Consider the following 26,666-nt stretch of genomic DNA (forward strand, 5'->3'; position numbering starts at 1 on the left):
AATGAAACTTAGGTTATTTATTTTGACTTTTATGCTCAGCATGGGTGCCTTTGCCCAGCTGAGTGACCTTCATTATCTTCCTCCCTTAAAACAAGGAGATAATAATCAAGCTATTCAACAACAGGAAGTACATTTATCTACTCCAGAAACTGCGGCGTTTACCGTAAATGTTTATAGGGGCACAAGTACTTCTGTTTTAACATCGTTTACAATTTCCAACGCTACACCGGCCGTTTATAGCTTGGCCAATGGAAACAACAACATTACTTTAGTGGATAATGGCAATACCGGGGTTGTGCTTACAAATGGGGGACTCCGTTTTGAGGCCCCGAATGGGGAAAGGTTTTATGTCAATTACCGTGGTCAGTCTGGGTCACAGGGTGCCTCCCTCACCTCAAAAGGTAGGGCGGCCATGGGTAGAAGGTTTAAATGGGGAGGTGTGCCAAATTTAGGAACCCATGTTTCAAAATCAAATACTTTGGGAATCATGGCTACAGAAGACAACACAACCATAGATGTTTCGGGTTATGATCCCAATTGTGTTTTTAGACTGGGAAACAATGCATCAGGGATTACTTCGGATACCTTTCAAATAACACTAAATGCTAATGAATCATTTGTATTTGAAGCTTATTTAGGAAATACATTTTCAGCAGCTCAAAGTCAAGGCTGGCTAGGAGCCAGTATTGTTTCAGATAAGGATATAGTTATTAGCAATGGATCGTTAAACTACGGTAGACAGGCAAATAATTCCAATAGGGACGCAGGAATTGATCAACCTGTTCCAGAAAATAGAATTGGAAAAGAATACGTCTTTATAAGAGGAAACGGAAATTCAAACGGCTGGACGGAGTTCCCGCTCATTATTGGAACCCAGAACAATACGGAAATTTTTGTCAATGGGTCCGCTACACCCATAGCTACCATTAACAACGGAGATTATTTTGAAATTCCTAGCAGCCTCTATTCCTCCAATTCCGTAGGCGCCAATATGTTCGTTACCACCTCAAAAGATGCCTATGCCTACCAATGTATAGGGGGTGACGATAAACCTTATACGCAAGGATTGAATTTTGTGGCACCGGTAAACTGTTTATTACCGGATACGATGGATAATATACCGGACATTAGAAATGTAGCCGGCGTTACCATTACCGGAGGTGTTACCATAGTTGCCTCTACTTCTACCCCAGATGGCAATATTACCGTTACGGATGGCAACGGCCCCGTAACCTTACCTGCCTCAAGCAGCGTAGCAGGAACTCCTTTATGGAAGACTTTCTATGTTCCCAATTTGACCGGAAATGTAAGTGTACATTCCACCGGCCCCATAGCGGTAGGCTTTATAGGTTTTAATGGTGCCAGAGGTGTTGCCGGTTATTTTTCCGGTTTTGATACCGTTCCAGAGGTTGATTTACAAGTTATGGGTGGAGGATGCTTACCAGGTGCCACCATTGAGGTAATAGATGCAAATTTTGATGCCTACCAATGGTATCAAAACGGCACATTGGTTCCCGGAGCTATTTTATCAAGCTATACGCCCAATGAGGCCGGTGATTATTTTGTGAGGGTAACAAAAGGTGGATGTACTTACGATTCCCAACCTATTGCCGCCTATTATTGTAATCCGGACATAATCATAGAAAAAACAGCTAACCAATCCGAGGTTTTAGAGGGCGAAACGGTAAATTTTACCATTACCGTGGAAAGTTTAGGAGCGAATCCGGTTACGAATTTAGTGGTTTCTGATGTTATGCCCTCTGGATTCACATTAATTTCCGCAAGTCCATCTGTCGGAAATTGGAACAATCCAAATTGGACCATAGGCACTCTCAACGCGGGCGAATTACAATCCATCACATTAGTAGCTTCCGCGAACGAACTACCCGTAAACACACAGTTACAAAGCTATACCAACACTGCTACGCACACTCAAGACCAAACAGACACTAACACTTCTACGGATACCCCAACAGCGAACATTATAGTCCATAATGACAGTGACCTGGACGGTATTTCAGATAGCGATGATTTAGATGATGATAACGATGGGATATTGGATTCTGTAGAATGTGCTTCAGGTGGAGGTGGAACCAATCTGGTGTTCAACGGTGATTTTTCTTCTTGGTACTATAATGGTTGGACTCCAGATGGTAGCAATTGGCAGGAACCTGGCTCTGGTCTCTATGCTTTTTATGAAGATTATAATACGGGAACTTACCCCTTGTATCAAGATGTAACAGTCACCAATGGCACAACCTATGTATTTTCCTTTGATGTTGGTACTATGTCAACGTATTCCAATTCAAGTACTTTTAGGGCCTATATCGATGGAACATTAGTATATACCAAGCTATCTGACCAAATGAGTATTGACAATGGAGGTGATACGGCTGATACGGGCGGTGGCAATTTATCAAATACGGAAACCGTAACCTTTCTATTTACGGCCAGTTCCAATTCGGCAAGAATTCTCTTTGAAGGATTTTCAGCATCACAGCCTCATGATGAGTTTTTTTTGGATAATGTAAGCTTAGTTGCCGCAGGCGGGTGTAGCGATACGGATGGCGATGGCATAGAGGATAGAGTGGATTTGGATAGTGATGGAGATGGTTGTTCCGATGCCAATGAGGCCTATAATGATGCTCATGCCGATGGTGGGGATGATGGTAGATACGGTTCGGGCACCCCATCCGTGAACAGTGACGGAACAGTGACAGCGGCTTCCTATAACGTACCTGTGGATAACAACACTAATGGCAGTTATGACTTTCAAGAAGTTGGTTCTTCTCCCAATATTTTAGGACACCCTTCTGATGTTTCCGTTTTCGTTCCCGACAATGCCAATTTCAATGTAAATGCAACGAATGCAGATAATTACCAATGGCAATTGAGTGTTGACAATGGTATTACTTTTACTAACATTACAGATGGTATCCTCTATAATGGCACTTCTACGAACGCGCTAACAGTACAAGGCCCTACCCTTGATATGAACAATTATCTGTATAGGGTCATTATTACAAACAATGATTATATCTGCGGAGAAACGATATCCAATTCAGCTCGTTTAACAACCAGGATTAGAACCGTAATCACAAATAGGAGAATCACCTATAGAACCAACAAAAATTAACCCATAGTGTAACAATTGGCCTCACAACTCGTCAAGTAAATGGAACCTTAAAAGAAGTTTATATTGGCGACCATCCTTTCCGTTCACGATCTTACCAAAAATTTTGGAGCATTAACTGCCGTTAAAAACGTAAGCTTTACCATAGAAAAAGGTAATGTCTACGGTATTCTTGGCCCAAATGGCAGTGGTAAAAGTACCACCCTTGGTATTGTATTGAACGTTGTTAATAAAACATCGGGTGACTTCAAATGGTTTGATGGTAACACCTCTACTCACCAAGCACTAAAGAAGGTCGGGGCCATCATAGAGCGTCCTAATTTTTATCCGTACATGACCGCCGTTCAAAATTTAAAACTGGTCTGCAAGATAAAGGAAGTTTCAAATGAAAAAATTGAGGAAAAATTGAAGCTAGTAGGACTGTTGGAACGTAAAAACAGTAAGTTCAGAACCTTTTCCTTAGGTATGAAGCAACGTTTGGCAATTGCTTCTGCCCTACTTAATGATCCCGAAATCCTTATTCTAGACGAACCCACAAATGGTTTAGACCCCCAAGGAATACATCAAATTAGAGAGATCATAAAGAAAATAGCTGCTAAAGGAACTACCATTCTTCTGGCATCTCATTTACTGGACGAAGTGGAAAAGGTATGTTCGCACGTTATCATTCTAAGAAAAGGCGAGAAATTATATTCGGGTAGGGTTGACGGTATGTTGGCAAGCCACGGTTTTTTTGAACTAAAAACTGCAGACTTTGGAAAGTTACAGGTGTATCTGGAAAAACACGCAAGCTTTGGAGATATCAAAGTCAATAATGAGATAATCACCGCCTTCTTAAAAGAAGAAATGAGTGCTACGCAATTAAATTCATCCCTTTTCGATCAAGGTATTGTATTATCACATTTAGTAAAAAGAAAAGAAAGTTTAGAAGAACAGTTTTTGACACTTACTAAAAATGCCCAATGATGACAAGGCTATTACAAATTGAATTTATTAAACTTTGGAACAATAGGTCCAGTAAAGTCCTTATTCTCGCCTATTTTATTTTGCTCACTTCCATAGCGCTTTTTGCATCCATCAAATTTGATATCGGCCCTATTAAATTTCATTTGGCCGAACAAGGAATTTTCAATTTTCCCTATATCTGGCACTTTAATACTTTTATTACCGCCCTTTTCAAGTTATTTCTTGCCATAGTTATTGTATCCATGATGTCCAATGAATACAGCAATAAGACTATCAAACAAAACCTCATAGACGGTCTTTCCAAAAAGGAGTTTATAGCTTCCAAGTTTTTGACTGTAGTGGCTTTTTCACTTCTTTCAACCATTTTTGTGTTTGTTGTCTCGATGATATTGGGACTTGCTTATTCTGATTTTAATGAGTTGAGTATAATTTTTTCGGATTTAGAATTTCTACTGGCCTTCTTTGTAAAACTTTTGGGATTCTTTTCTTTTTGTCTTTTTCTAGGCATATTGGTAAAAAGGTCTGCCTTTGCGCTTGGTTTTTTAATCCTTTGGATGATTACTGAGCAATTGATATATGGGTTTCTAGGTTGGAAGTTGGTCTCATGGGAAACGGCCTCAACCATTAAAAATTTACTTCCCTTGGAATCAATGGCCAATTTAATCAATGAACCATTTTCAAGGTTAAAAGCCGTACAATCTGTAGCTGCCCAAATGGGGGAGCGTTTTGAATTCGATTATGGGGTTCATTGGTATGAAATCCTATTGGTAATTTTCTGGAATACCTTTTTTATTTACTCATCTTATGCCATTTTGAAAAAAAGGGATTTGTAAATACATCTATCGATAATTATTATAATTCATCGATGTCATCTACTTACATTTACAATTTATGGTATCTTGTCATAACTTGACCTTAAGGATGACTATATTAATTGTTACAATTTTTAGTTCAAGTTTCAGTGACGGCTTTAAATGGAAATTAGGAAACTTAGATATCATCAGTTAAAAATAATGCTGTTCGCATTTGTGGTACTAGTTTCAATCAATCTGAATGGCCAGACCTGCTCTTCCCTTAGTACACCAATCAATGGCTCTGTTGATGTTGATGTAGATTCTCCAATTAGGTGGAGGGCTATTCCAAACATTATTGGTTATGTAGTGTCCTTAGGAACTACTCCTGGAGGAGGGGAAATATTGAATCGTAGATCATCTGGGCAGCAAAACTTTTACAACCCTGAAGTAGGTTTACCTGCAGATACCCAAATTTATGTGACCATTGGCTATTTTAAGGCAGGGCAAGATTTTACCACTTGCAACATTGAAAGCTTTAGAACCGTTGCTGTAACCGAAGTACCTGAATGTACTGCATTGGCAAGTCCTTTGGACAATAGCGCGAATATTGCCGCAGAGGTAGAACTCGTCTGGGATTATGCCCCAACTGCTACCGGATATTTTCTTTCTATTGGTACTTCTGAAGATGGGAATGAAATACTCAACAATGTAGATGTAGGCAATAAACTTAGTTATGAATCTCCAGATGGTTTACCTGCAGATACGGAAATATTTGTTAAGGTTACACCCTATAATGAAATAGGTGAGGCAGCATTCTGTGCTACAGAGAGCTTTCAAACAACATCTGCCGTAATTAATTGTGGACCTTATTTTGATTACCGCACTGGAACTTCTATAAACCTAGGTCCTGAAATTACTTTTCCAGACGTGGTCGGTTTTTGTTTACGGACCAACTCTACTACCGTAGTAAGTGAAGACCAAGCTGACGGGCATAGGTGGTATGCTCTTGAAGCAGATGGAAGTGAGCGAGTGATATCTACATCAATCTTTGCAGAAATTGAGGGCCCTGGTATGTACCGTTATGAAGCATTCAATAACATAACGCAGTCTACAACCACGGTTGAATGTAGCAATTCAAAAATTTTTCACGTTTTTTCTTCAGAGATTCCTATCGTAGAGACCATTAAGGAGTCAAGAAGAAACGGAGAACGCAGAATTGAGGTGAAGACCAAAGGTGCCGGAACTTATGAATATGCATTGAACAGTGAAGACGGCCCTTATCAAGACAGCCCAGTATTCGAGAACATTTCAAATGACTTCCAACGCATTTTTGTTCGTGATAAAAATGGCTGTGGTATTGCGGAAACCTCCGTTCAACGTCAACTAAGTACGGAAGATTTTCCAAAATTTTTCACTCCAAATGGTGATGGAGTCCATGATTATTGGCAATATAAAACACCTGATAGAGAAGGTGAAATTGTAATTGTTTCTATTCGTATTTTCAACAGATATGGAAATCTATTATTTATGTTAGACCCAAAAATAAAGGGTTGGGACGGAACGTATCAAGGAAGGCCTTTACCTGAATCCGATTACTGGTACCGAGCTATTGCCTCAAATGGAGATGAAATAAAAGGTCATTTTACCTTGAAACGATAATATTGACAGATTGTAGAGTTTTTACAATACTTCTTATCCCTACTTCTAAATTGGCTCTCAAACGATAGAGCTATATGAAATTTTATCCCAACCTATTTGTAGTGATGGGTCTTTTTCTTTCACTATTTATCAATACAAATGGAATAAGTTACGGACAAGTGCCTCCACAAAGACCGTTCATTTCCACTTGGAAAACAAACAACTCTGGAATCTCTAGCTATAATCAAATTACTATCCCAACTTTTCCTGGGGAGAACTATAACTACACAGTAGATTGGGGAGATGGTACAGTTACCTATGGGCATACTGGAGATGTAACTCACACCTATTCTGTACCGGGTAGCTATCAAATCAGAATTACGGGGGATTTTCCCAGAATATACTTCAAGGAATTAATAAATGATATCTTCACTCAAAAGGATACAGAGAAAATTCAATCTATCGATCAATGGGGTGATATTGAATGGCATTCCATGGACTCGGCCTTTTCCGGATGTCGTAATTTAGATGTAAAAAGTACCGATATCCCAAATCTAAATTCAGTACAATCCTTAGAACGTATGTTTCAAAGTTGTTCTTCTTTAATTGGAACAGCTGCTTTTAATAACTGGGACGTTTCAAATGTAAAAAAAACCAGTTGGATGTTCTTTGGTGCAACATCTTTTAATAAAAACATAAGTAATTGGGATGTCTCAAATGTCTATGACATTTCAGGTATGTTTAATTCTGCTGAATCCTTTAATCAAGACATAAGCAAGTGGGATGTTTCTCAAGTTACTGATATGAGCGGTCTCTTTTATAGTGCGAGGGCTTTTAATCAAGATATAAGTCAATGGAATGTGTCCAATGTTATTGACATGGGAGGTATGTTTTCTACTGCTACTTCCTTCAATCAACCTATTGGAATATGGGACGTTTCAAATGTAAAAAATATGTCCAACATGTTCTCACAAGCCACAATATTTAACCAAGACATAAGTAATTGGGACGTTTCAAATGTCACTAATATGCATTCAATGTTCGATGGTGCTGAATCATTCAATATGCCTATAGGCAACTGGAATGTTAGTAATGTAAAAATAATGGCATCCATGTTCAGTTCTGCTAGTAAATTTAATCAGAATCTTGTTAATTGGGATGTTTCCAGTGTTGAGCAAATGTACTTTATGTTCGCCTTTACCGAGGCTTTCGACCAAGACATTTCAACCTGGGACGTAAGCAATGTCACCTACATGGATTATATGTTCGCCTTTGCTAAATCATTTAACCAACCCATCGGAACATGGCAAGTTGATCAAGTTATCTATATGGATTATATGTTCGATAATGCAATATCATTTGACCAGCCCTTGGGCAACTGGAGCGTAGGTAATGTAGGCCAATTGGATGGTATGTTCCGTAACTCGGGACTTTCAACAGAAAACTATGATCAAACTTTAACTGGTTGGAGCAAACTTCCGTTACTTCAAAATGGAATTACATTTGATGCCGGAACCAGTCAATATTGTATGTCCGAAAATGCACGTCAAATGATTATTGATACGTATGGTTGGACCATCAATGACTCCGGTAAAACCCAAAACTGCTCCGACGATGAAGCTTTTATCTCCATTTGGAAAACCGACAATCCTGGAACTTCTAATGACAATCAAATAAAAATACCGGTCAACATTAATTACACTTATGATTATAAAATAGATTGGGGAGATGGAAATATGGATTATGGTGTCAATGGCACAATAACTCACACCTACGCACAACCCGGTACTTACTCCATAAAAATAACCGGACAATTTCCCAGCATACCCTTTGTGAATAGTGGAGATAAAGATAAAATACTATCAATTGACCAATGGGGCGCAATAAAATGGAGTTCCATGGAAGGAGCTTTTGAAGGGTGTTCCAATTTAGACGTTATAGCGAAGGATTCACCAGATTTCACTAATACGATATCTCTAAACTCGATGTTTAAGGACTGTATTTCCTTAGAAGGGAACGAATCTTTCAATGGATGGAACCTTTCAAATATTACAAGCATTAAATCTATGTTTTCCGGAGCTATCAAATTTAACCAAAGCTTAGAAAATTGGGATGTTAGCAATGTTATTGATATGAGCGGAACCTTTGGCTGGGCAACCCACTTTAATCAACCATTGGATAAATGGAACGTTACTAATGTAAAAGCCATGTTTGCCATGTTTTTTGCAGCCGAGTCATTCAATCAAGATTTAAGCTCATGGAATGTAAGCAATGTACGCTCAATGGACAGTATGTTCGATTCCGCTAGTTCTTTTGATCAGAATTTAGGAAGCTGGAATCCACAAAACTTAACTAATGCCACTCTAATGTTCAATCGGGCGGGTCTTTCAAGAGAAAACTATGATTCCCTGTTAATTGGTTGGAATGGAAATCAACTGATGAAAAATGTAAAATTTGATGCAGGATATAGCCAATACTGTGCTGGAGAAAATGCCAGACAAAACTTGATTAATTCATACGGGTGGAACATTACGGATTCTGGTTCAAAAAAAATTGAAATTGATAAAATTGCATTACAATCCGTTGATGGAGGATACTTATTACCTACCATAACGGGTACCAATTTAAGCGGTAATGAAAAATACTATACCGGACCTAAGGGGACCGGTGAGGTTTTTGAGGCAGGAGCTAAGGTTCTTTTTTCAGATTTTGAAAAATCGCCTGTCATACTCTATATATATGACTCTGAAGGAGAAGGAAAATCAGTATGTTCGGGAGAACTTAGTTTTGAGCTTGCATTTGAATCATCCTGCAATAATTTTAAAGCCGATGTACTTTCCCAGCAGGTAAGTTGTACCAAGTTTTTACTACCTGAACTTTCTACTGGCAATAAATATTATACAGGACCTAACGCCACCGGTATGGAGTTAAAGGCCAATGATTGGATATATACCTCAAAGGAAATCTATATTTACAAAGGTTCTGGGAACTGTTATGATGAAAGTATTTTCACCATTACTATCAATCCCTCTTTATGTAAGACACCAATAGATTTTTGCACTTTAACATTTTCTACATTTATCACTCCCAATGGTGACTCAAAAAATGACTCTTTTAAGGTTTTACAAAACTCTTGTGGAAAAACCGGCAAATTAAGCATTGTTGACCGGTTTGGTAGGCTTATCTATCAAACTAGAAATATAAATGAAGGATGGGATGGATTTCACAGCTCCAAATACTTACCCGAGGCCGATTATTGGTACCAATTTATTGATGATGAAACAGGTAAGGTATACACAGGCCATTTTACCCTTTTAAGATAATTGAAGCCAAAAACTAAATCAATCTACTTTTAACCCCGTTCTTTCGTAATTTTACGAAATGAAATTTAAAGTCGTATCAGAATTTGAACCTACTGGAGACCAACCCAGTGCCATTAAGCAATTGTCTCAAGGCATAGAAGCCAATGAACCCTACCAGACACTCCTTGGTGTTACAGGATCAGGAAAAACGTTTACTGTGGCCAATGTGGTAGAATCAGTGCAAAGACCAACGCTGGTTTTGGCGCACAATAAAACCTTGGCAGCTCAATTATACTCGGAATTCAAACAGTTTTTTCCCAATAATGCCGTTGAATACTTTGTTTCCTATTACGACTATTACCAACCGGAAGCCTTTATTCCTACCTCTGGTTTATATATAGAAAAAGACTTGTCCATTAATGAGGATATTGAAAAACTACGGCTTAGTGCTACCTCCTCCCTACTTTCCGGTAGACGTGATGTCTTGGTGGTAGCCTCTGTATCCTGTCTCTATGGTATTGGTAATCCAATAGAGTTTCAAAAGAATGTTATTTCAATTAAGAAAGACCAAGTAATCGCTAGAACAAAGTTCATGCATCAATTGGTTCAAAGTCTGTATTCCAGGACCACAGCCGATTTTCGAAACGGAAATTTTAGAGTAAAAGGTGATGTTGTGGATGTGTTCCCCAGTTATGCGGACCACGCCTTTAGAATTCATTTTTTTGGGGACGAAATAGAAGAAATCGAGGCTTTTGACCCATTCAACAACAATGTCTTGGAAGTATATGAAAATCTCAACATCTACCCTGCCAATATGTTCGTTACCTCACAGGATGTTCTACAAAACGCCATTCATCAAATTCAGGATGATTTAGTGGCCCAGGTCAACTATTTTAAAGAAATAGGAAAACCTTTGGAAGCAAAAAGACTGGAAGAGCGTACCAATTTTGACCTTGAAATGATTCGTGAACTGGGCTATTGTTCAGGAATAGAAAACTATTCCAGATACTTAGATGGAAGACAACCTGGTACAAGACCCTTTTGTCTTTTGGATTATTTTCCTGATGATTATTTAATGGTTATAGATGAAAGCCATGTGACCGTGCCACAAGTCCATGCCATGTACGGTGGTGATAGAAGCAGAAAAGTTAATTTAGTGGACTACGGTTTTAGATTGCCTGCTGCCATGGATAACAGGCCGCTAAAATTCGAAGAATTCGAGGCCTTACAGAACCAAGTTATTTACGTTTCGGCCACACCTGCCGATTATGAGCTACAGCTGAGCCAAGGTGTATATGTGGAGCAAATCATTAGACCTACCGGTCTATTAGATCCCATCATTGAAGTGCGCCCTAGTTTAAACCAAATAGACGATTTGGTAGAAGAAATACAGACCCGAGTAGAGAAAGACGAACGAACTTTGGTCACTACATTGACCAAACGCATGGCTGAAGAACTTGCAAAATACCTGACCAGAATACAAGTAAGGTGCAGATATATTCATAGTGATGTTGATACCTTGGAACGGGTAGAAATTATGCAAGACCTTCGTAAAGGTATTTTTGATGTGTTGATCGGAGTGAATTTATTGAGGGAAGGATTAGATCTTCCAGAGGTTTCTTTGGTCGCTATTTTGGATGCGGACAAAGAAGGATTTTTACGTAACAATCGATCGCTTACACAGACCGTTGGAAGAGCTGCAAGACACCTAAATGGAATGGCAATAATGTATGCCGATAAGGTGACCGAAAGCATGCAAAAAACAATAGATGAAACTACCTACCGAAGGGAGAAACAAATGGCCTATAACGAAGCTCATAATATTACCCCAAAAGCCTTAAATAAAAGTCTTGATAGCGTACTGGCAAAAAACTCGGTTTCTACCTATCATTTTGAAAAAGAAGAGATGCGCGCCGCAGAACCGGATATGGATTATTTGACCAAAGATCAAATTGAAAAATTGATCAGGGAAAAACGGAAAGCGATGGAGAAGGCAGCAAAGGAATTAGACTTTATGCAAGCTGCAAAATTAAGGGATGAAATAAAGGTTTTACAAGAAAAAGAGGCCTAAAATGGGTAAATAAGCTCTCAAGCAAAAAAGCTCAATATTTACACAAAATAACCAACTCTTAAATTCTGATTTTAAAATATTTAAATAATATTTTTAGGCAAGTCTAAAACATGTTTTTCCCTCCAAAAAAGTTATTTGATATTTGTCCTGGCTTAGATTTAAATGTATGAAATTATAATTCACAATTTGTCTGCTCAACAGTATATTTTAAGAAAACTGTAGACATAAATGTTGACAAAAAATAAGTAAAATGTAGGACGATTATTGTTCAAATAAGATGGTGCAATCAATTTTCATTATTGTAATTCTATAGGAATTTATCACAATAATACACTTCATCAACCCTATTCCATATGAAGTATTGAAGATACTTTTAACCCTCAAATAACCTCGGTGGATTAAAGAACAATTCAGCTGAATTATAATCAAAATTAGACATCGTTTTAGCTCAAAAAATGACTTGATTTTAGATAGAAAAAAGCATAAAAAAACGCCCCGAAATTTGAACATGAAATCAGGGCGTTTTCCAACTAACCAACTAAACTTAAAAACTCCTTACATTAACCGGCAAGGACGGCTCAAAAACTCATGATTATTTTAACTCAATCAACCTTTTTGGTTTAGGTAAAGACTCCTCTTTTTTAGGAAGTACAAACTTCAAGATACCGTCCTCGTACTCCGCATTAATTTTATCGGAATCTATAGTTTCCGGTAAGGTAAAAGACCTTTTAAAGGATGAGAATGAAAACTCTCTTCGGGTATAATTACCCTCTTTTACCTCATCTTCATGCTGCCTATCAGAAGAAATAGTCAATACATCATTATCAACTTCAATATTGAAATCTTCTTTCTTTCTTCCCGGAACAGCCAATTGAAGCTCAAATTCCTTCTCATTATCCTTAATGTTCACAGCAGGAACATCAAAACTTATATGGTCCACACCTCCAAACCAATCGGGTTTGAAAATCTCGTTCATTAAGGAAGGGAATACCAAATTGTTTCTTTTTACTATGCTCATAATATGTCGTTTTATTTTGTTAGACTTTAAATTCAACCAACAAAAGGCAAATCATATACCAACTAATAAAAACTGTCTTTATGTCATTTTTCAACAATTTAATAGTGCCATTTTGACATACTCACCCATTGTTTTCATGTCAAACGTTCCCATCCTATAAAAGTAGATACTAATTGTAATGAACTTTAAATATATCAATGAGTACCTTAGGGGGCACTACACCGCCCGGGTAATCGTCCATTACGGCCAAAACTCTATGTATAGCCATAGGAGGCAATCCCATTCCCAGTCCAATATTATGGATCTTGGTTACTTCCAAATCCTTTTTTTCTTGATCTACATTCATTAGCAGCACCAATCTATGGAACTGAAGAATACGCTCTGCTTGGGACTTTGGTACTACATATTCCGCATCAGAAATAAATAAAGAATTGAATTTTTCCCTATCCACGCCTAATTGTTCGGCCACTCCCAGCAAAAAATTGAACTCTAGCTCCTTAATTTGCCCATCAACCTTTGCAAACTCAATCATTTCGGATAGAATGCTCAACTTCTCCTTTTCGGTAGCCATATATTGTATAGATTTTAATGTAGTAAAATTCTTATTATATAAAATTACTAAATTGAGCAATACCCTCTATGTTAAAAATCTGAAATGAGCTAGTATTCTACAAATAGTGATAACTTGCCCAAAAATTGAGAAGATGACCAACAACGACATATTTAAAAAGCTAAGGGTAGCCCTTATGCTACGCGATGATGATATAATTGAAATTCTGAAATTAGTAGATTTTAATGTGAGTAAGAGTGAATTAGGAGCTTTTTTTAGAAAGGAAGACCACCCTAACTACCGAGAGTGTGGTGATCAGGTGCTACGCAATTTCCTTAATGGCCTGGTCATACATTTGAGGGGCTCCAAAGAGGCCCCAAAATTTCCGGGTGATGTCCTGTCCAAGAAGTCGGACACCCCCAAAAACAAACCTAAATCAACCAAGAAACCTTTTCAAAAGCATCAACCGGATATTTCTTCAGTAAAATACAAAAACAAGCCAAACCAGAGAAAAGGGCAAAAAAAATCCTGAAACCAATGAACGTTTCAGGATTTTTCTCAGCTAATTCAAATAATTATTATCTAGCAATCCTTACGGACACCGTATATAGTTTACCTTCTGTAAAATCTTCCAATTGAACTTTTTTGTAGTTCAACTTTGCCTTTACAAAACCTTCCAAGTCAGCATCTTCCGAATCTACGGACAACACCACTATTTCACGCTCCTTATTTAAGGTAAAACGTACTTGGGCACTCATGTCTATTACCTCTTGGGACAAAGAGTTTTCACTTAAGATGTTGGTGATTTGCTTGGATAAGGTGTTGGATTTTACCTTAGGCTCAGAATCATTGGCAAGAACAGTTCCAAAACTCATTAACAATGCAGATGCAATAACTAAACTAATTTTTCTCATGACTTCGTTTTTTAAATGATTGATGATTGATGATATATCTAAAAGACGAGCACTAAGGGAAAATGTTACTTCAGAAGAGCGTTTTTAACAATATTTTAAGGTTTAAGCCTTAAATATTTGGGTTTTATAGAAATAACCGACTACCCCTCTTCCTCAAAAGATATATGCCTATTCATATTTTCTTCCAAAGAAATGAAGGATTCTATCTCCCTTATCCCTTCTATGGTAAGTATAGACTCTTGATAGAGTTGTCTGTAATGTATACTGTCTCGCGCATGAATTTTAACAAAAATGTCATATTTTCCTGTGCTATGGTGAATCTTGACCACCTCTGGAATCAGGGCCAATTGATTAATCACACTTTTATATAAAGACGCCTCCCTTAAATGTACCCCCAAAAAAACGGTCATTTTCCAGCCTAGAATACTATAATCCAACGACAAAGTCGCCCCTTTGATAACTCCCAAATTTTTCATTTTTCTAGTACGCATATGAACCGTACCCGGAGAAATACCTGCACGTTTAGCAACCTCGGTATAATTCATTTGGGCGTCTTCTGAGAGAATTGATAATATCTTGTGATCTACAGCGTCTAACCTGTCTTTCATACTCCTATAAATTATTAATCTAGTTGCAGTAAATCAGCGTTTTGCTTTCCAACTTTAGAAGAATTCTACACGCAAACGTTGAATTAAAACTGTTAAAAATGTGTTTTCCGTAAATTTAATTCAAGCTTTTGAAAAAAAGCGTAATAATATGACAATAAAGACCCGTAACTAATGAAAAATGTATTTTTTTTATTTGGTCAAATTTTGGATGTCATAAATATGATTTTTTGACATAATATCTCATATTAACAGTTTTTTAACCCTGTAACAATAAAAATCTATCGATTCGTTAGATTTTTATAAAATAAATATCTATTCATCAGATTTAATCCTCATAACCATCTAAAATACAGTGTTTTAAGGCGTTTGTGTATTTTTTTTTGTGAAAAACTACCCCTAATATTGTCTTGTTGTTATGTCAGTAACAAGACAGCAACAAAGTGAAGTATCCGGAACTTTTCTTTCATTGATTTTGACCCCCATTCCATTCAAGTTTGGATGAGGCGTGGTTGGCCAAATGACAACGTTTAGTATCAACCAAAACCTTGTATTTTATGAAGAAAGCTCTCATACTATCATTATTATTTATGTTATCTCTCACCTTAGGGTTGGCACAAGAGATAATGATTACCGGTAAGGTAATTGATGATCAGGGAGTAGTTCTCCCAGGCGTAGACATAGTTATTAAAGGAACCACGAAGGGAACCACTACAAATTTTGACGGAGAATACACTATCGATGCTCCATCTGATGCCATCCTAGTTTTCTCCTCATTAGGATTTTCTAAAAAAGAAATTTCCGTAAACGGCCAAAAGGAATTGGACATGATTTTAATTCCGGCGGCAGAGCAATTACTTGAAACCATCGTAATTGGTTCAAGAAGACAAGGGCGATCAAAATTGGATACGCCCGTACCAGTAGATGTGATAGATATAGCATCAGAATCTATTAATATGCCACAACAGGACATTTCACAAATGCTTACAGCAGCGGCGCCATCCTTCACAGCTTTTACAAGTGGAGGTGGCGACCTTTCATCTTTTGTAAGTCAGCCAAGTCTTCGGGGACTTGCTGCCAGTCAAATGCTTGTGCTCGTTAACGGTAAAAGAAGACACACTTCTGCAATTCTAGCGGGAAACCAAACAGGTACTCCCGGTCCCGGGGTAGATATGAGGTTTATTCCTTCCATTGGAGTAGATCGAATTGAGATTTTAAGGGATGGTGCATCTGCCCAATATGGTTCAGATGCTATTGCAGGTGTAATAAACATGGTTATGAAAAAAGGCACCGGAGAATTTAAAGGAACATTGACCGCCGGTGCTTACACAAATAAACTTGGGTATGATGAATCTGCCCTTACCCCTGAAGAAAGAGAACTTACACGTTCATTGGATGGCTGGGACGGTCAAAATTTTCAATTTGACGGTAATTATGGCATCGGGTTCGAAAATGGCGGCTATTTTAATGCCTCCATCATGTTGGCAAAATCTGAACGAACTGTGCGTCCTACCGTACTATCGCTGGACAGAGCTCCACTATATGACAACTTATATTTAACCAATGGTCGCACCACGGTTAACGGAAACCCCATTATTACCAACCCAGAACTTATAGCCGCCCAAGCCAGCGGTGATGCTGGTTTAATAAGCTCCCTACAAACCGTAGAAGGTTTGATGGCTGCAAGGGATATTGAACAAATTGATGTTTCTACCTACTCAGGTCTTCCTGCTAAAACCAATATGAGTTTAGCTTTCAACTTGGAGAGCCCATTAACAGAAAACTCTGATTTTTATGCTTTTGGAGATATCGGTTACCAGTATTCCGATGCTTATAGCTGTTTTTACAGACGTGCCGCCCAAGCGGACAGGGCTAGTTACGAGCTCTTTCCCAACGGTTTTCGCCCACAAATCTATAATGACCAATACAACATTTCTTTGGCCACTGGAATTACCGGCATGATCGGGGACTACGATTTTGACTTGAGCAATACTTTCGGTACCAACTCTGCACAATATGGCATGTTCAATACTTGGAATGCTAGTATCGGTACCGGCTCACCAACGGATATGAACCTTGGTACACACAGATTCTTACAAAACACCATCAATATGGATGCCTCCCACTTTTATGAGGACATTCTTTCCGGCCTTAACATAGCATTTGGAGGTGAACTTAGATTTGAAAACTATGCTATTGAAGCTGGCCAGGCAGAAAGTTGGACTGCTGGAGATGCAGGTGTGGTAACAGCAACTGAGGACAATCAAGCATTGATTGGACCTGACGGCTTTCCTCTGGAAGATTTGAACGGAAACCCTTATGTAGACGAACTTGGACTTCCTGTAAGCTTAGAACATGCTGGTGTGAGTCAGCTTTTGGTTAAGAACTACGCTTTGAACTGTCAGTGTTTTAGGGGATTTGCCCCTGAAAACGAAGGCAATAGCTGGAGGTCCGTTATGGCTGCCTATGTTGACATGGAATTAGATTTTACCGAAAATTTCTTGATGTCCGGTGCCCTTAGGGTTGAAAACTATTCCGATTTCGGGAACGTTTTAACAGGTAAATTGGCAGGACGCTATTCTATAGGAGATAATTTCTCCTTCAGAGGTTCTTTCAGTAGTGGATTTAGAGCTCCCTCCTTACAGGAGTTGAACTACTCCCACAGTTACACTTTCTTTGTTGATTTGGTTCCTTTTGACGGAACTTTATATCCTAACAATAGTTCTGCAGCCAGTGCTTTAGGAATTGGAGCATTACAAGAGGAAAGATCTAGGAACTACAGCTTAGGTTTTACCACGAAAATTGGAAAATTCGATATTACCGTTGATGCCTATAAAATTGACATCTATGATAGGATTTTTGAAACTGGTGAATTCGATTCTTCGGATGCGCCCGTACTCGACCCCATTATCGGAAGTGGTTTGGCAAGTTTCAGAATCAACGGAGGTGATATTAGTACAAAAGGTATAGAGGCCGTTGTTAACTACAATACTAGATTGGGCGATAGCAAATTAGGATTTGTTTTGGCAGGTACTTTTAGGAAAAACAAGTTTGAAGGAGTAAATCTTCCGGACTTGAACACCAATCTAACGGATGAGGAATTAACGGATAATTATGTAAGCCGTTCTTTGATTGGTCAATTTGAAACCGGTACCCCAAGTAGCAAGATTATTGGAACGGTCAACTATTCAATAGGTAAGTTTTCCGCCATGTTAAGAGGTACTCGCTTTGGTTCTGTACAAACAAGGGACAACAACTTGAGAACATTGGTTCCAGAAGGTACCCAAGGCTATGCCGATCAGTATTTTACCCCAGAATTCACAACCGATATAGGTTTGACTTATGAGTTTACCGATGCTTTGAGCCTAACGATAGGTGGTAATAATATTTTCAATGAATATCCTGAAATATTAAGATATGAGCTACGTGGATTTAATCTTTACTCTCAATACCAACAAGGTTCTGCAGGTGCCTACTACTTTGGAAGACTAACCATTAACTTGTAATTGAAGGTAACAGTAATTTAAACAGAAGATTATGAAAACATATAAAGCAATCATCTTAATTTTTATACTAGCCCTAGGTATCACCTCCTGCGAACAAGAAAGGTTGGAACCAGTATTGACAACTGCAGAAGGAGGAGGTATATTGAATACCTATATGGCATACACTATAGAATCTACGGACCCCACGGGCTCCAATGTTTATGGTAGGATAGTTTTTTATAAAAGCACTTTAGACCAAACCTTGGTACAAGTATCCTTATACAACACTATTGATGAAATTATGCACCCAGCTATAATTCTTGGCGGGGCCATTGGGGATGAAACTACGGCCATTACAGAATTGGATGCTATAGATGGGTCCACTGGTGAATTCTCCTCCAACAAATTTTTTGTCATAACAGATGAGTCGTATTACGATGCTATCAGCGGATTGGACGCACATATAAATATCTACTTGAGTTCTGCAGACGATACCATTGTTGCAACTGGCAATATTGGCGCCAATGCGGAGCCCGTAGACATGAACTAGAACTTTTAACTTAAATATATAGCACTATGGAAAACTTAAACAGAAGAGCTTGGTTAAAGCGAGGAGCTTTAACAGCCGCAGGAGCAATGGTTATGCCGCACCTCACATTTGGTGAGACACCCATGACCCAATTGAAGTATGATTCTGAAGGAAGAAGCCTTTACAGTCCTTTCTTTAAAGAATTTAACGCCAACATATTTCCGGACAGCGCCAAACTTTTGGCAAAACTGAATGCTAACGAAAACCCTTATGGTCCTTCGCCTAAAGCAGTTGAAGCTTTTAAGAATGCGACCCCCTTAGGTAACCGCTATGCCTGGAGAGAACTTTTTGACCTCATGGGCAAAATTGCCGTAAAAGAAGGAGTGAAGATGGAAAACGTTATGATGGGCCCCGGCTCATCTGACCTGCTTGAAAAAACCGCTATGGTGCTTTTTGCAAATGGTGGCAACGTTGTGAGCGCAGATCCATCTTACATGTCACTTATTCGTGTGGCGGAAGCTACCGGTGCAAGCTGGAAACCAGTACCCCTAAAAAAGGACTGGTCCCATGACCTAAAGGCAATGGAAGAGGCCATTGATGAAGATACCAAGTTGGTCTACATATGCAACCCAAACAACCCAACCGGTAGCATGACAGACCATGCAGAATTGGTTGATTTCTGCTCAAGGGTTTCAGAAAAGGTCCCTGTTTTTGTTGATGAAGCTTATATGGGATTTTTAGAGGACGGGGACAAGAAGAGTATGGTATCCTTGGTAGCCCAAGGAAAAGATGTCATCATTGCACGTACATTTTCTAAAATCCATGGTATGGCAGGATTGAGAGTAGGATATATTGTTGCCTTGGAATCTACCCTTGATAAAATTCAGGAAATAACCAGAGGAGGTATGGGTATAACCTATCCATCCGTATACGCTGCATCCGCAAGTATGGATGACATAGAATTCCAAAATAAATCGAGAAAATTAAATGCCGAATGCCGAGAGTTCGTTTATGAAACATTGAATAAGATGGGATATGAATATGTACCCTCTTCCACCAGTTTCATCTTATTTCCTATAGAAATGGACGGCGAAAAATTCTTGGAAAAAATGACCGCCGAAGGTGTGGGCGTCAGAGCATTTGACATCATGGACAGAAACTGGTGCCGTGTTAGTATGGGCACCATGGATGAAATGAAAGTATTTGCTTCGGCTTTACAAAAAGTGCTAGTTTAAAGTTGAGTCAACCCAATGAGCCGGATTTTAGTCAGATTGCCTTGATACCATAATTCGGCTCCTTTGGGTAATTCCGTTCTATGAGAACACCCACAAACCTTAGTTTAAAAATTAAATTCAACATATGAACTTTGCGCTTCAAAATACATTAGAACTTCTATTGATTATAGGCTTAGGGCTACTGTTGCAAAAAAAGGTAGCTAAGCAAGATTTGAAAGGAGTAAAAACTATCATCTTGAGTATAGCGCTACCCGCCGTTATTTTCGTTGCCCTTTTAAAAATTAAACTTGAAAGTTCCTTAATCGTTTTTCCTTTGTTGGCATTGACATTCAACTTGGTCATGCTAGCCAGCTCAAAATATTTGCTCAACGCAACTTTATCTAAAAAAGAAGAGTCTAAAAGACGTACGGTAATAATGTTAATACCATCATTGGCTCCCGGTCTTTCCTGTTTTCCTTTTATCGTTTTGTATTTGGGGGACGATTCATTGGCATTGGCAGCTTTGGCAGATGTAGGAAACAAAATATTTGTCCTCATTCTCCTCTATATGCTAGCTATGAACTGGTACAGGAAAAGGTCTTTGCAAGATGCCAAAGCCTCTACCTCCAGCAAATTAAAAAGCTTAGCCCTTTCTTTATTAAAGGAGCCTATTAACATGGTCATCATTGTAGGCCTATTACTATTGTCTTTTGGACTTAATATGGCATCTCTTCCCGAGTTTTTACAAAACACGATCGGTAGCCTAAAAACGATCATGACCCCATTGATCTTATTGTTTATTGGAATGGCCGTAAGGTTAAAAGGTGGCGAGTTTGGTACCATAGTATCCTTGCTTGCTAGACGTGCAGGTATCACATTTATTTTGTCCGCTATTTTTGTATTTGCTTTTCCGGCTCTTTCGCCAGCGTTAATTTTATTACTAGTGGTCTTTCCACAAAGTTCCTGTAGCTTCTGGCCTTTTGCCCATATGAGTGCGGTATCATCCTTTGAAGATAACGATGGACAAAAAGAACCTACTTTCGATATTAACTTTGCCGTAAATATCCTGGCATGTTCGCTACCTTTTTCTACTATTCTGATTATTGGAATATTCTCCTTTAGCGAATATTTTATGAACCCAACCATCATTTTATCTGCTGGAGTATTTTTGACCACTATTTCATTCATCCCAAGCTTAGTAAGTAAAATAAAGAGAGCAAGGGAAGAAAAGCTGGAGTCTGACAATTGCAGAAGTTATGCTAGTTTTAATGCAACACCACAAACTAGCGACGAGAGTTAAACTATCATTTCGAAATGATTGTATAAAAAAACCTCCAGAGAGTATCTGGAGGTTTTTTTAGCTATATATCAAGTAATTATTCTTTTACTTCCACTGGAACCCTATAGACCACTCCTTGCTCAAAAGTGCCAGGGGATAACCTTTGGAAATCTACATTGGTTTTGATGAAGGCCTTTAACGCCTCGCTTTCAGTTTCAATAGAAAGGATTCTAAGATAATTCCCTCTATCAACTGCCAATCTAACTTCTGCTCTTTCACCCCTGATCGTTTCCGGGATTACAGGAACGTCCAACATTTTGTAAACTTGAGCCGCTACCGCTTTGGACGGCACAACATTCACATCATAATCGGCACTTGAGGCATAACTAGCATTCAAGGCCAAAACTGCTATAATTGTATAAAAAATCTTTTTCATTTGTGGTAAACTTTTATTTGGTTTCAACTAATTCAATGTAAAGATAATACAATTTAAAGGACGTAAATTACTGATTTACCAATTTTTAACACATCAAAATAAGAATAATTGAATTTTGAATCAAAATCTAACGATTCATCAGTTTTTCTACAAAATCCTACTTTAACGATTTCGTGGAATTTTTAAAATTTGAAATAAAAAAGAATCGAACAAAAAAAGGGAGGCGTTTGCCTCCCTTTTTTAGGTGTATTATAAAAAATTAAGCTAGCACTTCTTTTACTTTATCCGCAGCTTCTTGAAACTGAACTGCGGAGTGAACTGCCAAACCAGAATTATCAATTATTTCCTTGGCCAATTCTGCATTCGTTCCTTGTAAACGAACAATAATTGGAACCTTTATCGCATCTCCCATATTTTTATAGGCATCCACCACTCCCTGCGCCACTCTGTCGCAACGTACAATACCACCAAATATGTTTATGAGAATAGCTTTTACCTCAGGATCCTTAAGTATGATTCTAAAGGCTTCTTCAACTCTTTTGGCATCTGCGGTACCTCCAACATCCAAAAAGTTTGCAGGTTCTCCTCCGGCCATTTTAATTAAATCCATTGTGGCCATGGCCAATCCTGCTCCGTTAACCATACAGCCCACGTTTCCGTCAAGATCAACATAGTTAAGACCAACTTCCCTTGCTTCCACCTCTATAGGGTTTTCCTCGCGTAAATCGCGCATTTCTGCATAGGGTTTTCTTCTAAAAAGAGCATTGTCATCTATGGATACTTTGGCATCAACAGCCATGATCTTATCATCCGAAGTCTTTAAAACCGGGTTGATTTCAAACATGCTGGAATCACTTTCCACATAAGCCTTGTACAGGGCAGAAACAAACTTGGTCATTTCTTTAAAAGCAGTTCCTGAAAGTCCTAAATTGAACGCAATCTTTCTAGCCTGAAAGGGCATTAATCCCGTTGCTGGATCAATTTCCTCTGTAAAAATCAAATGAGGCGTTTTTTCCGCTACCTCTTCAATATCCATACCGCCTTCTGTAGAATACATAATCATATTTCTACCTGTACCCCTGTTCAAAAGAACGGACATATAGAACTCACTGGTTTCGCTATCGCCGGGATAGTAAACATCTTCGGCAACCAAAACTTTATGAACTTTCTTACCTTCCGCAGAAGTTTGTGGCGTAATAAGGTTCATTCCTATGATGTCACCTGCCAGTTCTTCTACCTCTTTAAGGTTTTTGGCTAATTTAACACCTCCACCTTTTCCTCTACCACCAGCGTGAACCTGGGCTTTGATTACGTGCCAGCCTGTTCCGGTTTCAGCAGTCAGTTGTTTTGCGGCCTCTACAGCTTCTTTTGCGTTGTGGGCCACTATGCCACGCTGAATGCGTACTCCAAAACTGGCCAAAATTTCTTTTCCTTGGTACTCGTGAAGATTCATATGTTAAGGGTCTAATTTTTACGTTTAGGAACAAAAATAGGTAACTGTACGGTCTTTTTACAATTTAGGCGTAGCAAATTCCAAAAAAATGCTTCAAAAAGAAACACTTTTGTTTATTGTCCCCTTATAGAATACAAGATGGCGATTTAAAAACAGCTTACATATTAAAGTCCTTGAAGTCCAAGGGGTCAAAATTCCTAAAATCCCCATTCATCTTTATAGTCTTTTTTGTTCGGTCTACCTCGGTCAATACTGCAATAGTAGAAAGCAAATGTTCATAGATGTAATCCAAACGTTTTGATTCACTGGACATTTGCAAAAGTTCATATTCTTGATCGAAAGACAAGCCCATTTTGTGGATCAATACATAACTGTGAAATTTCTCTATGGGCATACGGTCGTAGGGCACTTCCATAATATCATAGAGCTCATATATCTTATTTAAAACCTTTTCTCGTTGTTCTAGATCAGTATCATTGATATTTTCAATAAAATCAACTTCTCCACCTGCATAGAGCTTTCCATCCATTTTATTATCAAAACTTAGAATTTTAAAGGCTTGGCGCGCAATACAGGTAACATCCATCTCGCCTCCTTCATAAGTATTTACAATTTCTACCAGTTGCACCTCTGTACCGTAAACCATTTTATTGTCTATAAAAACTGGAATACCAAAGGTGATGGCCTCACCCCTACAATCCCTGATCAATTGCTTGTAACGATCTTCAAAGATGTGAAGAGGAACCGTTTCCCCAGGAAAAAAAATAGATTGTAAAGGAAAAAATGGAAGTCTCATTTTAAGTGTATTTCACGTAAAAATACAACTGAATTTAAGGCTGGGCAAAAAAAGAGTTCTTATACGATTGTTTTATTTATAACATTATGTTTTATTTTTAAAACCTGTATTTGATTTCTTGCCCATATCAATAGAACACGTTAGTTTTGCGCAAAACTTAAAGGACTATGAATAATGCCGATTTGCTCAAGATAGCCAAGACTTATGGCGATCCCGTTTACGTTTATGATTCAGAAAAAATCATTTCCCAGTTTAACAGACTTACCAATGCTTTTAACACTGTTAAAAAGTTAAAACTAAACTACGCAGCCAAGGCCCTATCAAATATTGCCATTCTTAAATTGATGAACAGTTTAGGTAGCGGATTGGATACAGTCTCCATACAGGAGGTACAATTAGGCTTAATGGCCGGTTTTAAACCGGAGTCCATTATATTTACACCAAACGGCGTTTCTTTAGAAGAAATAGAAGAGGCCGCCAAGTTGGGCGTACGTATCAATATAGACAACCTATCTATCTTGGAGCAGTTTGGTAGCAAGCATCCGGATATTCCGGTATGTATTCGCATCAACCCACACGTAATGGCAGGTGGAAACTCCAAAATTTCCGTTGGACATATAGATAGTAAATTCGGCATCAGCATACATCAAATTCCGCACTTATTGCGAATTGTTGAAATCACCAAAATGAATATAAATGGTATTCATATGCATACAGGAAGTGATATTCTGGATATTGATGTATTCCTTTATGCTTCTGAAATTCTGTTTGAAACCGCCAAAAACTTTAAAAATCTTGAGTTTATAGATTTTGGTAGTGGTTTTAAGGTTCCTTACAAAGAAGGCGATATAGAAACAAATGTGGAGGAGTTGGGCAAAAAACTTGGGTCTCGCTTCAATGAGTTCTGTAAAGAATATGGCAAAGAGTTGACCTTGGCATTTGAACCCGGTAAGTTCTTGGTGAGTGAAGCCGGTAACTTCTTGGCCAAAGTAAATGTTGTTAAGCAAACCACTTCTACGGTATTTGCCAGTATAGATACAGGTTTTAACCACCTTATTAGACCAATGTTGTATGGTGCTTCCCATAGAATTTTAAATATTTCAAACCCTGATGGGCGTGAACGCTATTATTCCGTGGTAGGCTACATATGTGAAACGGATACGTTTGCAAGTAACCGACGTATTAACGAAATTTCTGAAGGCGATATTCTATGCTTTAAAAACGCCGGTGCGTACTGTTTTACTATGGCGAGTAATTACAACTCACGCTTTAGGCCCCCAGAAGTGCTTTGGCACGAAGGAAAGGCCATTTTAATTCGGGAACGGGAATCTTTTGACGACCTTATCAAACTACAGGTTGATGTAAAGGATTTATTTGCACCTAAAAAGGCAAAAGCTGAAGCAAAATAAAAAGGCATAATTTTTCGTTAGCTTTGGTATAATTGTTGGACTAACCAACTATGTAAATTCCATAAGTATGAAAATTGCTTTTACCAGAAGTTTGCTCTTAGGTTTCCTAACCTTGCTTTCAGCTTCCTTTAACGCCTATGCGCAGGAAGTGGAATGGCTATCTTGGGACCAAGCCGCCGAATTGGCCAGTACCGATAAAAATCCTAAAAAGATTTTTGTAGATGTGTACACCGATTGGTGCGGATGGTGTAAGAAAATGGACAAGGACACCTTTCAGGACCCGGAAGTGGCAGAATACATGGCCAAAAACTTCTATATGGTAAAATTAGATGGTGAAGGTAAAGACCCTATTGAATTTAAAGGAAAGACCTATAAGTTTGTTCCGCAAGGAAGAAAAGGATATCATGAATTTGCTGCAGCCCTTTTACAAGGAAGGTTAAGCTACCCTACTACCATCTTTTTGGATGAGGAAATGAACATGCTTAGCCCTGTACCGGGATACCAGAAACCAGAGCCCTTTTTGGCCATTGCCAAATATTTTGGAGACAATATTTATAAAGAAAAAGATTGGTCCTCCTATTCGGGACAAGGTAAATAAAAAGAAACCCCAACATTTAAGTTGGGGTTTTTTGTGCTATTTTTTTAAGTATTTCTGTCCACAACCTTCAATACATGGATAAGAAAGAACAAGTGAACCTTCCTCAAGATGGTAAAAGATTTTAAAATCTTCCGTAGTACATCCATCCGGTAGTAAATAATTTTCAGAAGAAAATTGAGAGATAATAGTGTCGTTCATCACATACGCACCAGAAGTATTGGCACCGGCGTCGGAATTTAAATCACAAAGCTCACCATTGGATTTAAAGATTCCGTCTTCTAAAAATTCAATCGACTTTTCACTATCAACTTTTTGGTATTCCCCACTTCCGTCACCTGGATCGGTATATTGTTCCACCAATAACCAAGTACCGATCAACCCGGGATTCTCTGGATTTATTTCATCGTCATTATCCGAACAGGATAAACCTATTACCGTAAATAGAAACAAAAAACTCCATTTTTTCATATTGTATT

At 38.4% G+C, this 26,666-nt stretch carries 21 protein-coding genes; 13 read left to right on the forward strand and 8 right to left on the reverse strand.

Going from position 1 to position 26,666, the window contains the following annotated elements; translation table 11 throughout:
- Position 1 precedes the first annotated feature (1 nt).
- The 6 genes from IL355_RS13410 (at position 2) to uvrB (ending at position 11,904) form a co-directional block, all read left to right on the forward strand.
- Positions 2 to 3,136 (forward strand): DUF11 domain-containing protein, encoded by a 3,135-nt coding sequence (locus tag IL355_RS13410; RefSeq protein WP_192462625.1) that lies wholly within the window; start codon positions 2 to 4, stop codon positions 3,134 to 3,136.
- Positions 3,137 to 3,199: 63 nt separating this feature from the next.
- Positions 3,200 to 4,099, forward strand: a complete 900-nt coding sequence (locus tag IL355_RS13415) for an ABC transporter ATP-binding protein (RefSeq protein ID WP_192462626.1) — start codon at positions 3,200 to 3,202, stop codon at positions 4,097 to 4,099.
- Positions 4,099 to 4,932 (forward strand): ABC transporter permease, encoded by an 834-nt coding sequence (locus IL355_RS13420; RefSeq protein ID WP_192462821.1) that lies wholly within the window; start codon positions 4,099 to 4,101, stop codon positions 4,930 to 4,932. Before IL355_RS13415 ends, IL355_RS13420 begins: the two co-directional genes overlap by 1 nt.
- 141 nt (positions 4,933 to 5,073) lie before the next feature.
- Complete coding sequence (locus tag IL355_RS13425; protein ID WP_192462627.1) at positions 5,074 to 6,552, forward strand: T9SS type B sorting domain-containing protein; 1,479 nt, start codon at positions 5,074 to 5,076, stop codon at positions 6,550 to 6,552.
- A 74-nt stretch (positions 6,553 to 6,626) separates the two neighbouring features.
- Positions 6,627 to 9,854, forward strand: coding sequence for a BspA family leucine-rich repeat surface protein (locus tag IL355_RS13430; RefSeq protein WP_192462628.1), 3,228 nt, complete (start codon positions 6,627 to 6,629; stop codon positions 9,852 to 9,854).
- A gap of 58 nt (positions 9,855 to 9,912) precedes the next feature.
- Positions 9,913 to 11,904 carry an excinuclease ABC subunit UvrB gene (uvrB, locus tag IL355_RS13435; protein WP_187459715.1) on the forward strand — a complete coding sequence of 664 codons (1,992 nt, stop codon included), beginning with the start codon at positions 9,913 to 9,915 and terminating at the stop codon, positions 11,902 to 11,904.
- A gap of 592 nt (positions 11,905 to 12,496) precedes the next feature.
- Here the strand turns inward: uvrB and IL355_RS13440 are convergent.
- Positions 12,497 to 12,922 carry an Hsp20/alpha crystallin family protein gene (locus IL355_RS13440; RefSeq protein WP_192462629.1) on the reverse strand — a complete coding sequence of 142 codons (426 nt, stop codon included), beginning with the start codon at positions 12,920 to 12,922 and terminating at the stop codon, positions 12,497 to 12,499.
- A 169-nt stretch (positions 12,923 to 13,091) separates the two neighbouring features.
- A complete protein-coding gene (locus tag IL355_RS13445) occupies positions 13,092 to 13,493 on the reverse strand; it encodes a TerB family tellurite resistance protein (protein ID WP_192462630.1) in 402 nt (133 codons plus the stop codon).
- 133 nt (positions 13,494 to 13,626) lie between these two features.
- Here IL355_RS13445 and IL355_RS13450 point away from each other — a divergent pair, with 133 nt between their 5' ends.
- Positions 13,627 to 14,004: a DUF1456 family protein gene (locus tag IL355_RS13450; RefSeq protein WP_192462631.1), complete on the forward strand. Its 378-nt coding sequence runs from the start codon at positions 13,627 to 13,629 to the stop codon at positions 14,002 to 14,004.
- A gap of 46 nt (positions 14,005 to 14,050) precedes the next feature.
- Here the strand turns inward: IL355_RS13450 and IL355_RS13455 are convergent, their stop codons facing one another.
- Both IL355_RS13455 and IL355_RS13460 read right to left on the reverse strand, forming a co-directional pair.
- Positions 14,051 to 14,386 carry a hypothetical protein gene (locus tag IL355_RS13455; RefSeq protein WP_192462632.1) on the reverse strand — a complete coding sequence of 112 codons (336 nt, stop codon included), beginning with the start codon at positions 14,384 to 14,386 and terminating at the stop codon, positions 14,051 to 14,053.
- A 140-nt stretch (positions 14,387 to 14,526) separates the two neighbouring features.
- Complete coding sequence (locus IL355_RS13460) at positions 14,527 to 14,994, reverse strand: Lrp/AsnC family transcriptional regulator (protein WP_192462633.1); 468 nt, start codon at positions 14,992 to 14,994, stop codon at positions 14,527 to 14,529.
- Positions 14,995 to 15,548: 554 nt separating this feature from the next.
- On the opposite strand from IL355_RS13460, the gene IL355_RS13465 reads away from it, so the two are divergent.
- The 4 genes from IL355_RS13465 to IL355_RS13480 all read left to right on the forward strand — a co-directional run bounded on the left by IL355_RS13465 (position 15,549) and on the right by IL355_RS13480 (position 21,519).
- Positions 15,549 to 18,497 (forward strand): TonB-dependent receptor, encoded by a 2,949-nt coding sequence (locus tag IL355_RS13465; RefSeq protein ID WP_192462634.1) that lies wholly within the window; start codon positions 15,549 to 15,551, stop codon positions 18,495 to 18,497.
- 31 nt (positions 18,498 to 18,528) lie between these two features.
- Positions 18,529 to 19,026: a hypothetical protein gene (locus IL355_RS13470; RefSeq protein ID WP_192462635.1), complete on the forward strand. Its 498-nt coding sequence runs from the start codon at positions 18,529 to 18,531 to the stop codon at positions 19,024 to 19,026.
- 26 nt (positions 19,027 to 19,052) lie between these two features.
- Positions 19,053 to 20,240 (forward strand): pyridoxal phosphate-dependent aminotransferase, encoded by a 1,188-nt coding sequence (locus IL355_RS13475; RefSeq protein WP_192462636.1) that lies wholly within the window; start codon positions 19,053 to 19,055, stop codon positions 20,238 to 20,240.
- A gap of 124 nt (positions 20,241 to 20,364) precedes the next feature.
- Positions 20,365 to 21,519 (forward strand): AEC family transporter, encoded by a 1,155-nt coding sequence (locus tag IL355_RS13480; protein ID WP_192462637.1) that lies wholly within the window; start codon positions 20,365 to 20,367, stop codon positions 21,517 to 21,519.
- A gap of 76 nt (positions 21,520 to 21,595) precedes the next feature.
- On the opposite strand, the gene IL355_RS13485 is transcribed toward IL355_RS13480, so the two are convergent.
- The 3 genes from IL355_RS13485 to IL355_RS13495 all read right to left on the reverse strand — a co-directional run bounded on the left by IL355_RS13485 (position 21,596) and on the right by IL355_RS13495 (position 24,183).
- Positions 21,596 to 21,934 (reverse strand): hypothetical protein, encoded by a 339-nt coding sequence (locus IL355_RS13485; protein ID WP_192462638.1) that lies wholly within the window; start codon positions 21,932 to 21,934, stop codon positions 21,596 to 21,598.
- Between the two features lie 259 nt (positions 21,935 to 22,193).
- The gene (gene sucC / locus IL355_RS13490) at positions 22,194 to 23,387 is read right to left on the reverse strand and encodes an ADP-forming succinate--CoA ligase subunit beta (RefSeq protein ID WP_187457217.1); all 1,194 of its coding nucleotides are present in this window, start codon (positions 23,385 to 23,387) and stop codon (positions 22,194 to 22,196) included.
- Positions 23,388 to 23,544: 157 nt separating this feature from the next.
- Positions 23,545 to 24,183, reverse strand: a complete 639-nt coding sequence (locus IL355_RS13495; protein WP_192462639.1) for an LON peptidase substrate-binding domain-containing protein — start codon at positions 24,181 to 24,183, stop codon at positions 23,545 to 23,547.
- 167 nt (positions 24,184 to 24,350) lie between these two features.
- On the opposite strand from IL355_RS13495, the gene lysA reads away from it, so the two are divergent.
- Positions 24,351 to 25,592 carry a diaminopimelate decarboxylase gene (lysA, locus tag IL355_RS13500; protein WP_192462640.1) on the forward strand — a complete coding sequence of 414 codons (1,242 nt, stop codon included), beginning with the start codon at positions 24,351 to 24,353 and terminating at the stop codon, positions 25,590 to 25,592.
- A 67-nt stretch (positions 25,593 to 25,659) separates the two neighbouring features.
- Positions 25,660 to 26,190 carry a thioredoxin family protein gene (locus IL355_RS13505; RefSeq protein WP_192462641.1) on the forward strand — a complete coding sequence of 177 codons (531 nt, stop codon included), beginning with the start codon at positions 25,660 to 25,662 and terminating at the stop codon, positions 26,188 to 26,190.
- 36 nt (positions 26,191 to 26,226) lie between these two features.
- On the opposite strand, the gene IL355_RS13510 is transcribed toward IL355_RS13505, so the two are convergent.
- On the reverse strand, positions 26,227 to 26,658 hold the full coding sequence (locus tag IL355_RS13510; RefSeq protein WP_192462642.1) for a hypothetical protein: 432 nt from the start codon (positions 26,656 to 26,658) through the stop codon (positions 26,227 to 26,229).
- Positions 26,659 to 26,666 lie beyond the last annotated feature (8 nt).

It is taken from the genome of Euzebyella saccharophila, from assembly GCF_014855495.1.
GTDB lineage: Bacteria > Bacteroidota > Bacteroidia > Flavobacteriales > Flavobacteriaceae > Euzebyella > Euzebyella saccharophila.

Coding starts and splice junctions, on each gene's coding strand:
- IL355_RS13475 (WP_192462636.1), top strand. CDS start 19,053: ATGGAAAACTTAAACAGAAGAGCTTGGTTAAAGCGAGGAGCTTTAACA.
- IL355_RS13430 (WP_192462628.1), top strand. CDS start 6,627: ATGAAATTTTATCCCAACCTATTTGTAGTGATGGGTCTTTTTCTTTCA.
- IL355_RS13485 (WP_192462638.1), bottom strand. CDS start 21,934: ATGAAAAAGATTTTTTATACAATTATAGCAGTTTTGGCCTTGAATGCT.
- IL355_RS13470 (WP_192462635.1), top strand. CDS start 18,529: ATGAAAACATATAAAGCAATCATCTTAATTTTTATACTAGCCCTAGGT.
- IL355_RS13410 (WP_192462625.1), top strand. CDS start 2: ATGAAACTTAGGTTATTTATTTTGACTTTTATGCTCAGCATGGGTGCC.
- sucC (WP_187457217.1), bottom strand. CDS start 23,387: ATGAATCTTCACGAGTACCAAGGAAAAGAAATTTTGGCCAGTTTTGGA.
- IL355_RS13455 (WP_192462632.1), bottom strand. CDS start 14,386: ATGAGAAAAATTAGTTTAGTTATTGCATCTGCATTGTTAATGAGTTTT.
- IL355_RS13445 (WP_192462630.1), bottom strand. CDS start 13,493: ATGGCTACCGAAAAGGAGAAGTTGAGCATTCTATCCGAAATGATTGAG.
- IL355_RS13505 (WP_192462641.1), top strand. CDS start 25,660: ATGAAAATTGCTTTTACCAGAAGTTTGCTCTTAGGTTTCCTAACCTTG.
- IL355_RS13425 (WP_192462627.1), top strand. CDS start 5,074: ATGGAAATTAGGAAACTTAGATATCATCAGTTAAAAATAATGCTGTTC.
- IL355_RS13450 (WP_192462631.1), top strand. CDS start 13,627: ATGACCAACAACGACATATTTAAAAAGCTAAGGGTAGCCCTTATGCTA.
- lysA (WP_192462640.1), top strand. CDS start 24,351: ATGAATAATGCCGATTTGCTCAAGATAGCCAAGACTTATGGCGATCCC.
- IL355_RS13510 (WP_192462642.1), bottom strand. CDS start 26,658: ATGAAAAAATGGAGTTTTTTGTTTCTATTTACGGTAATAGGTTTATCC.
- uvrB (WP_187459715.1), top strand. CDS start 9,913: ATGAAATTTAAAGTCGTATCAGAATTTGAACCTACTGGAGACCAACCC.
- IL355_RS13480 (WP_192462637.1), top strand. CDS start 20,365: ATGAACTTTGCGCTTCAAAATACATTAGAACTTCTATTGATTATAGGC.
- IL355_RS13460 (WP_192462633.1), bottom strand. CDS start 14,994: ATGAAAGACAGGTTAGACGCTGTAGATCACAAGATATTATCAATTCTC.
- IL355_RS13465 (WP_192462634.1), top strand. CDS start 15,549: ATGAAGAAAGCTCTCATACTATCATTATTATTTATGTTATCTCTCACC.
- IL355_RS13440 (WP_192462629.1), bottom strand. CDS start 12,922: ATGAGCATAGTAAAAAGAAACAATTTGGTATTCCCTTCCTTAATGAAC.
- IL355_RS13495 (WP_192462639.1), bottom strand. CDS start 24,183: ATGAGACTTCCATTTTTTCCTTTACAATCTATTTTTTTTCCTGGGGAA.
- IL355_RS13420 (WP_192462821.1), top strand. CDS start 4,099: ATGACAAGGCTATTACAAATTGAATTTATTAAACTTTGGAACAATAGG.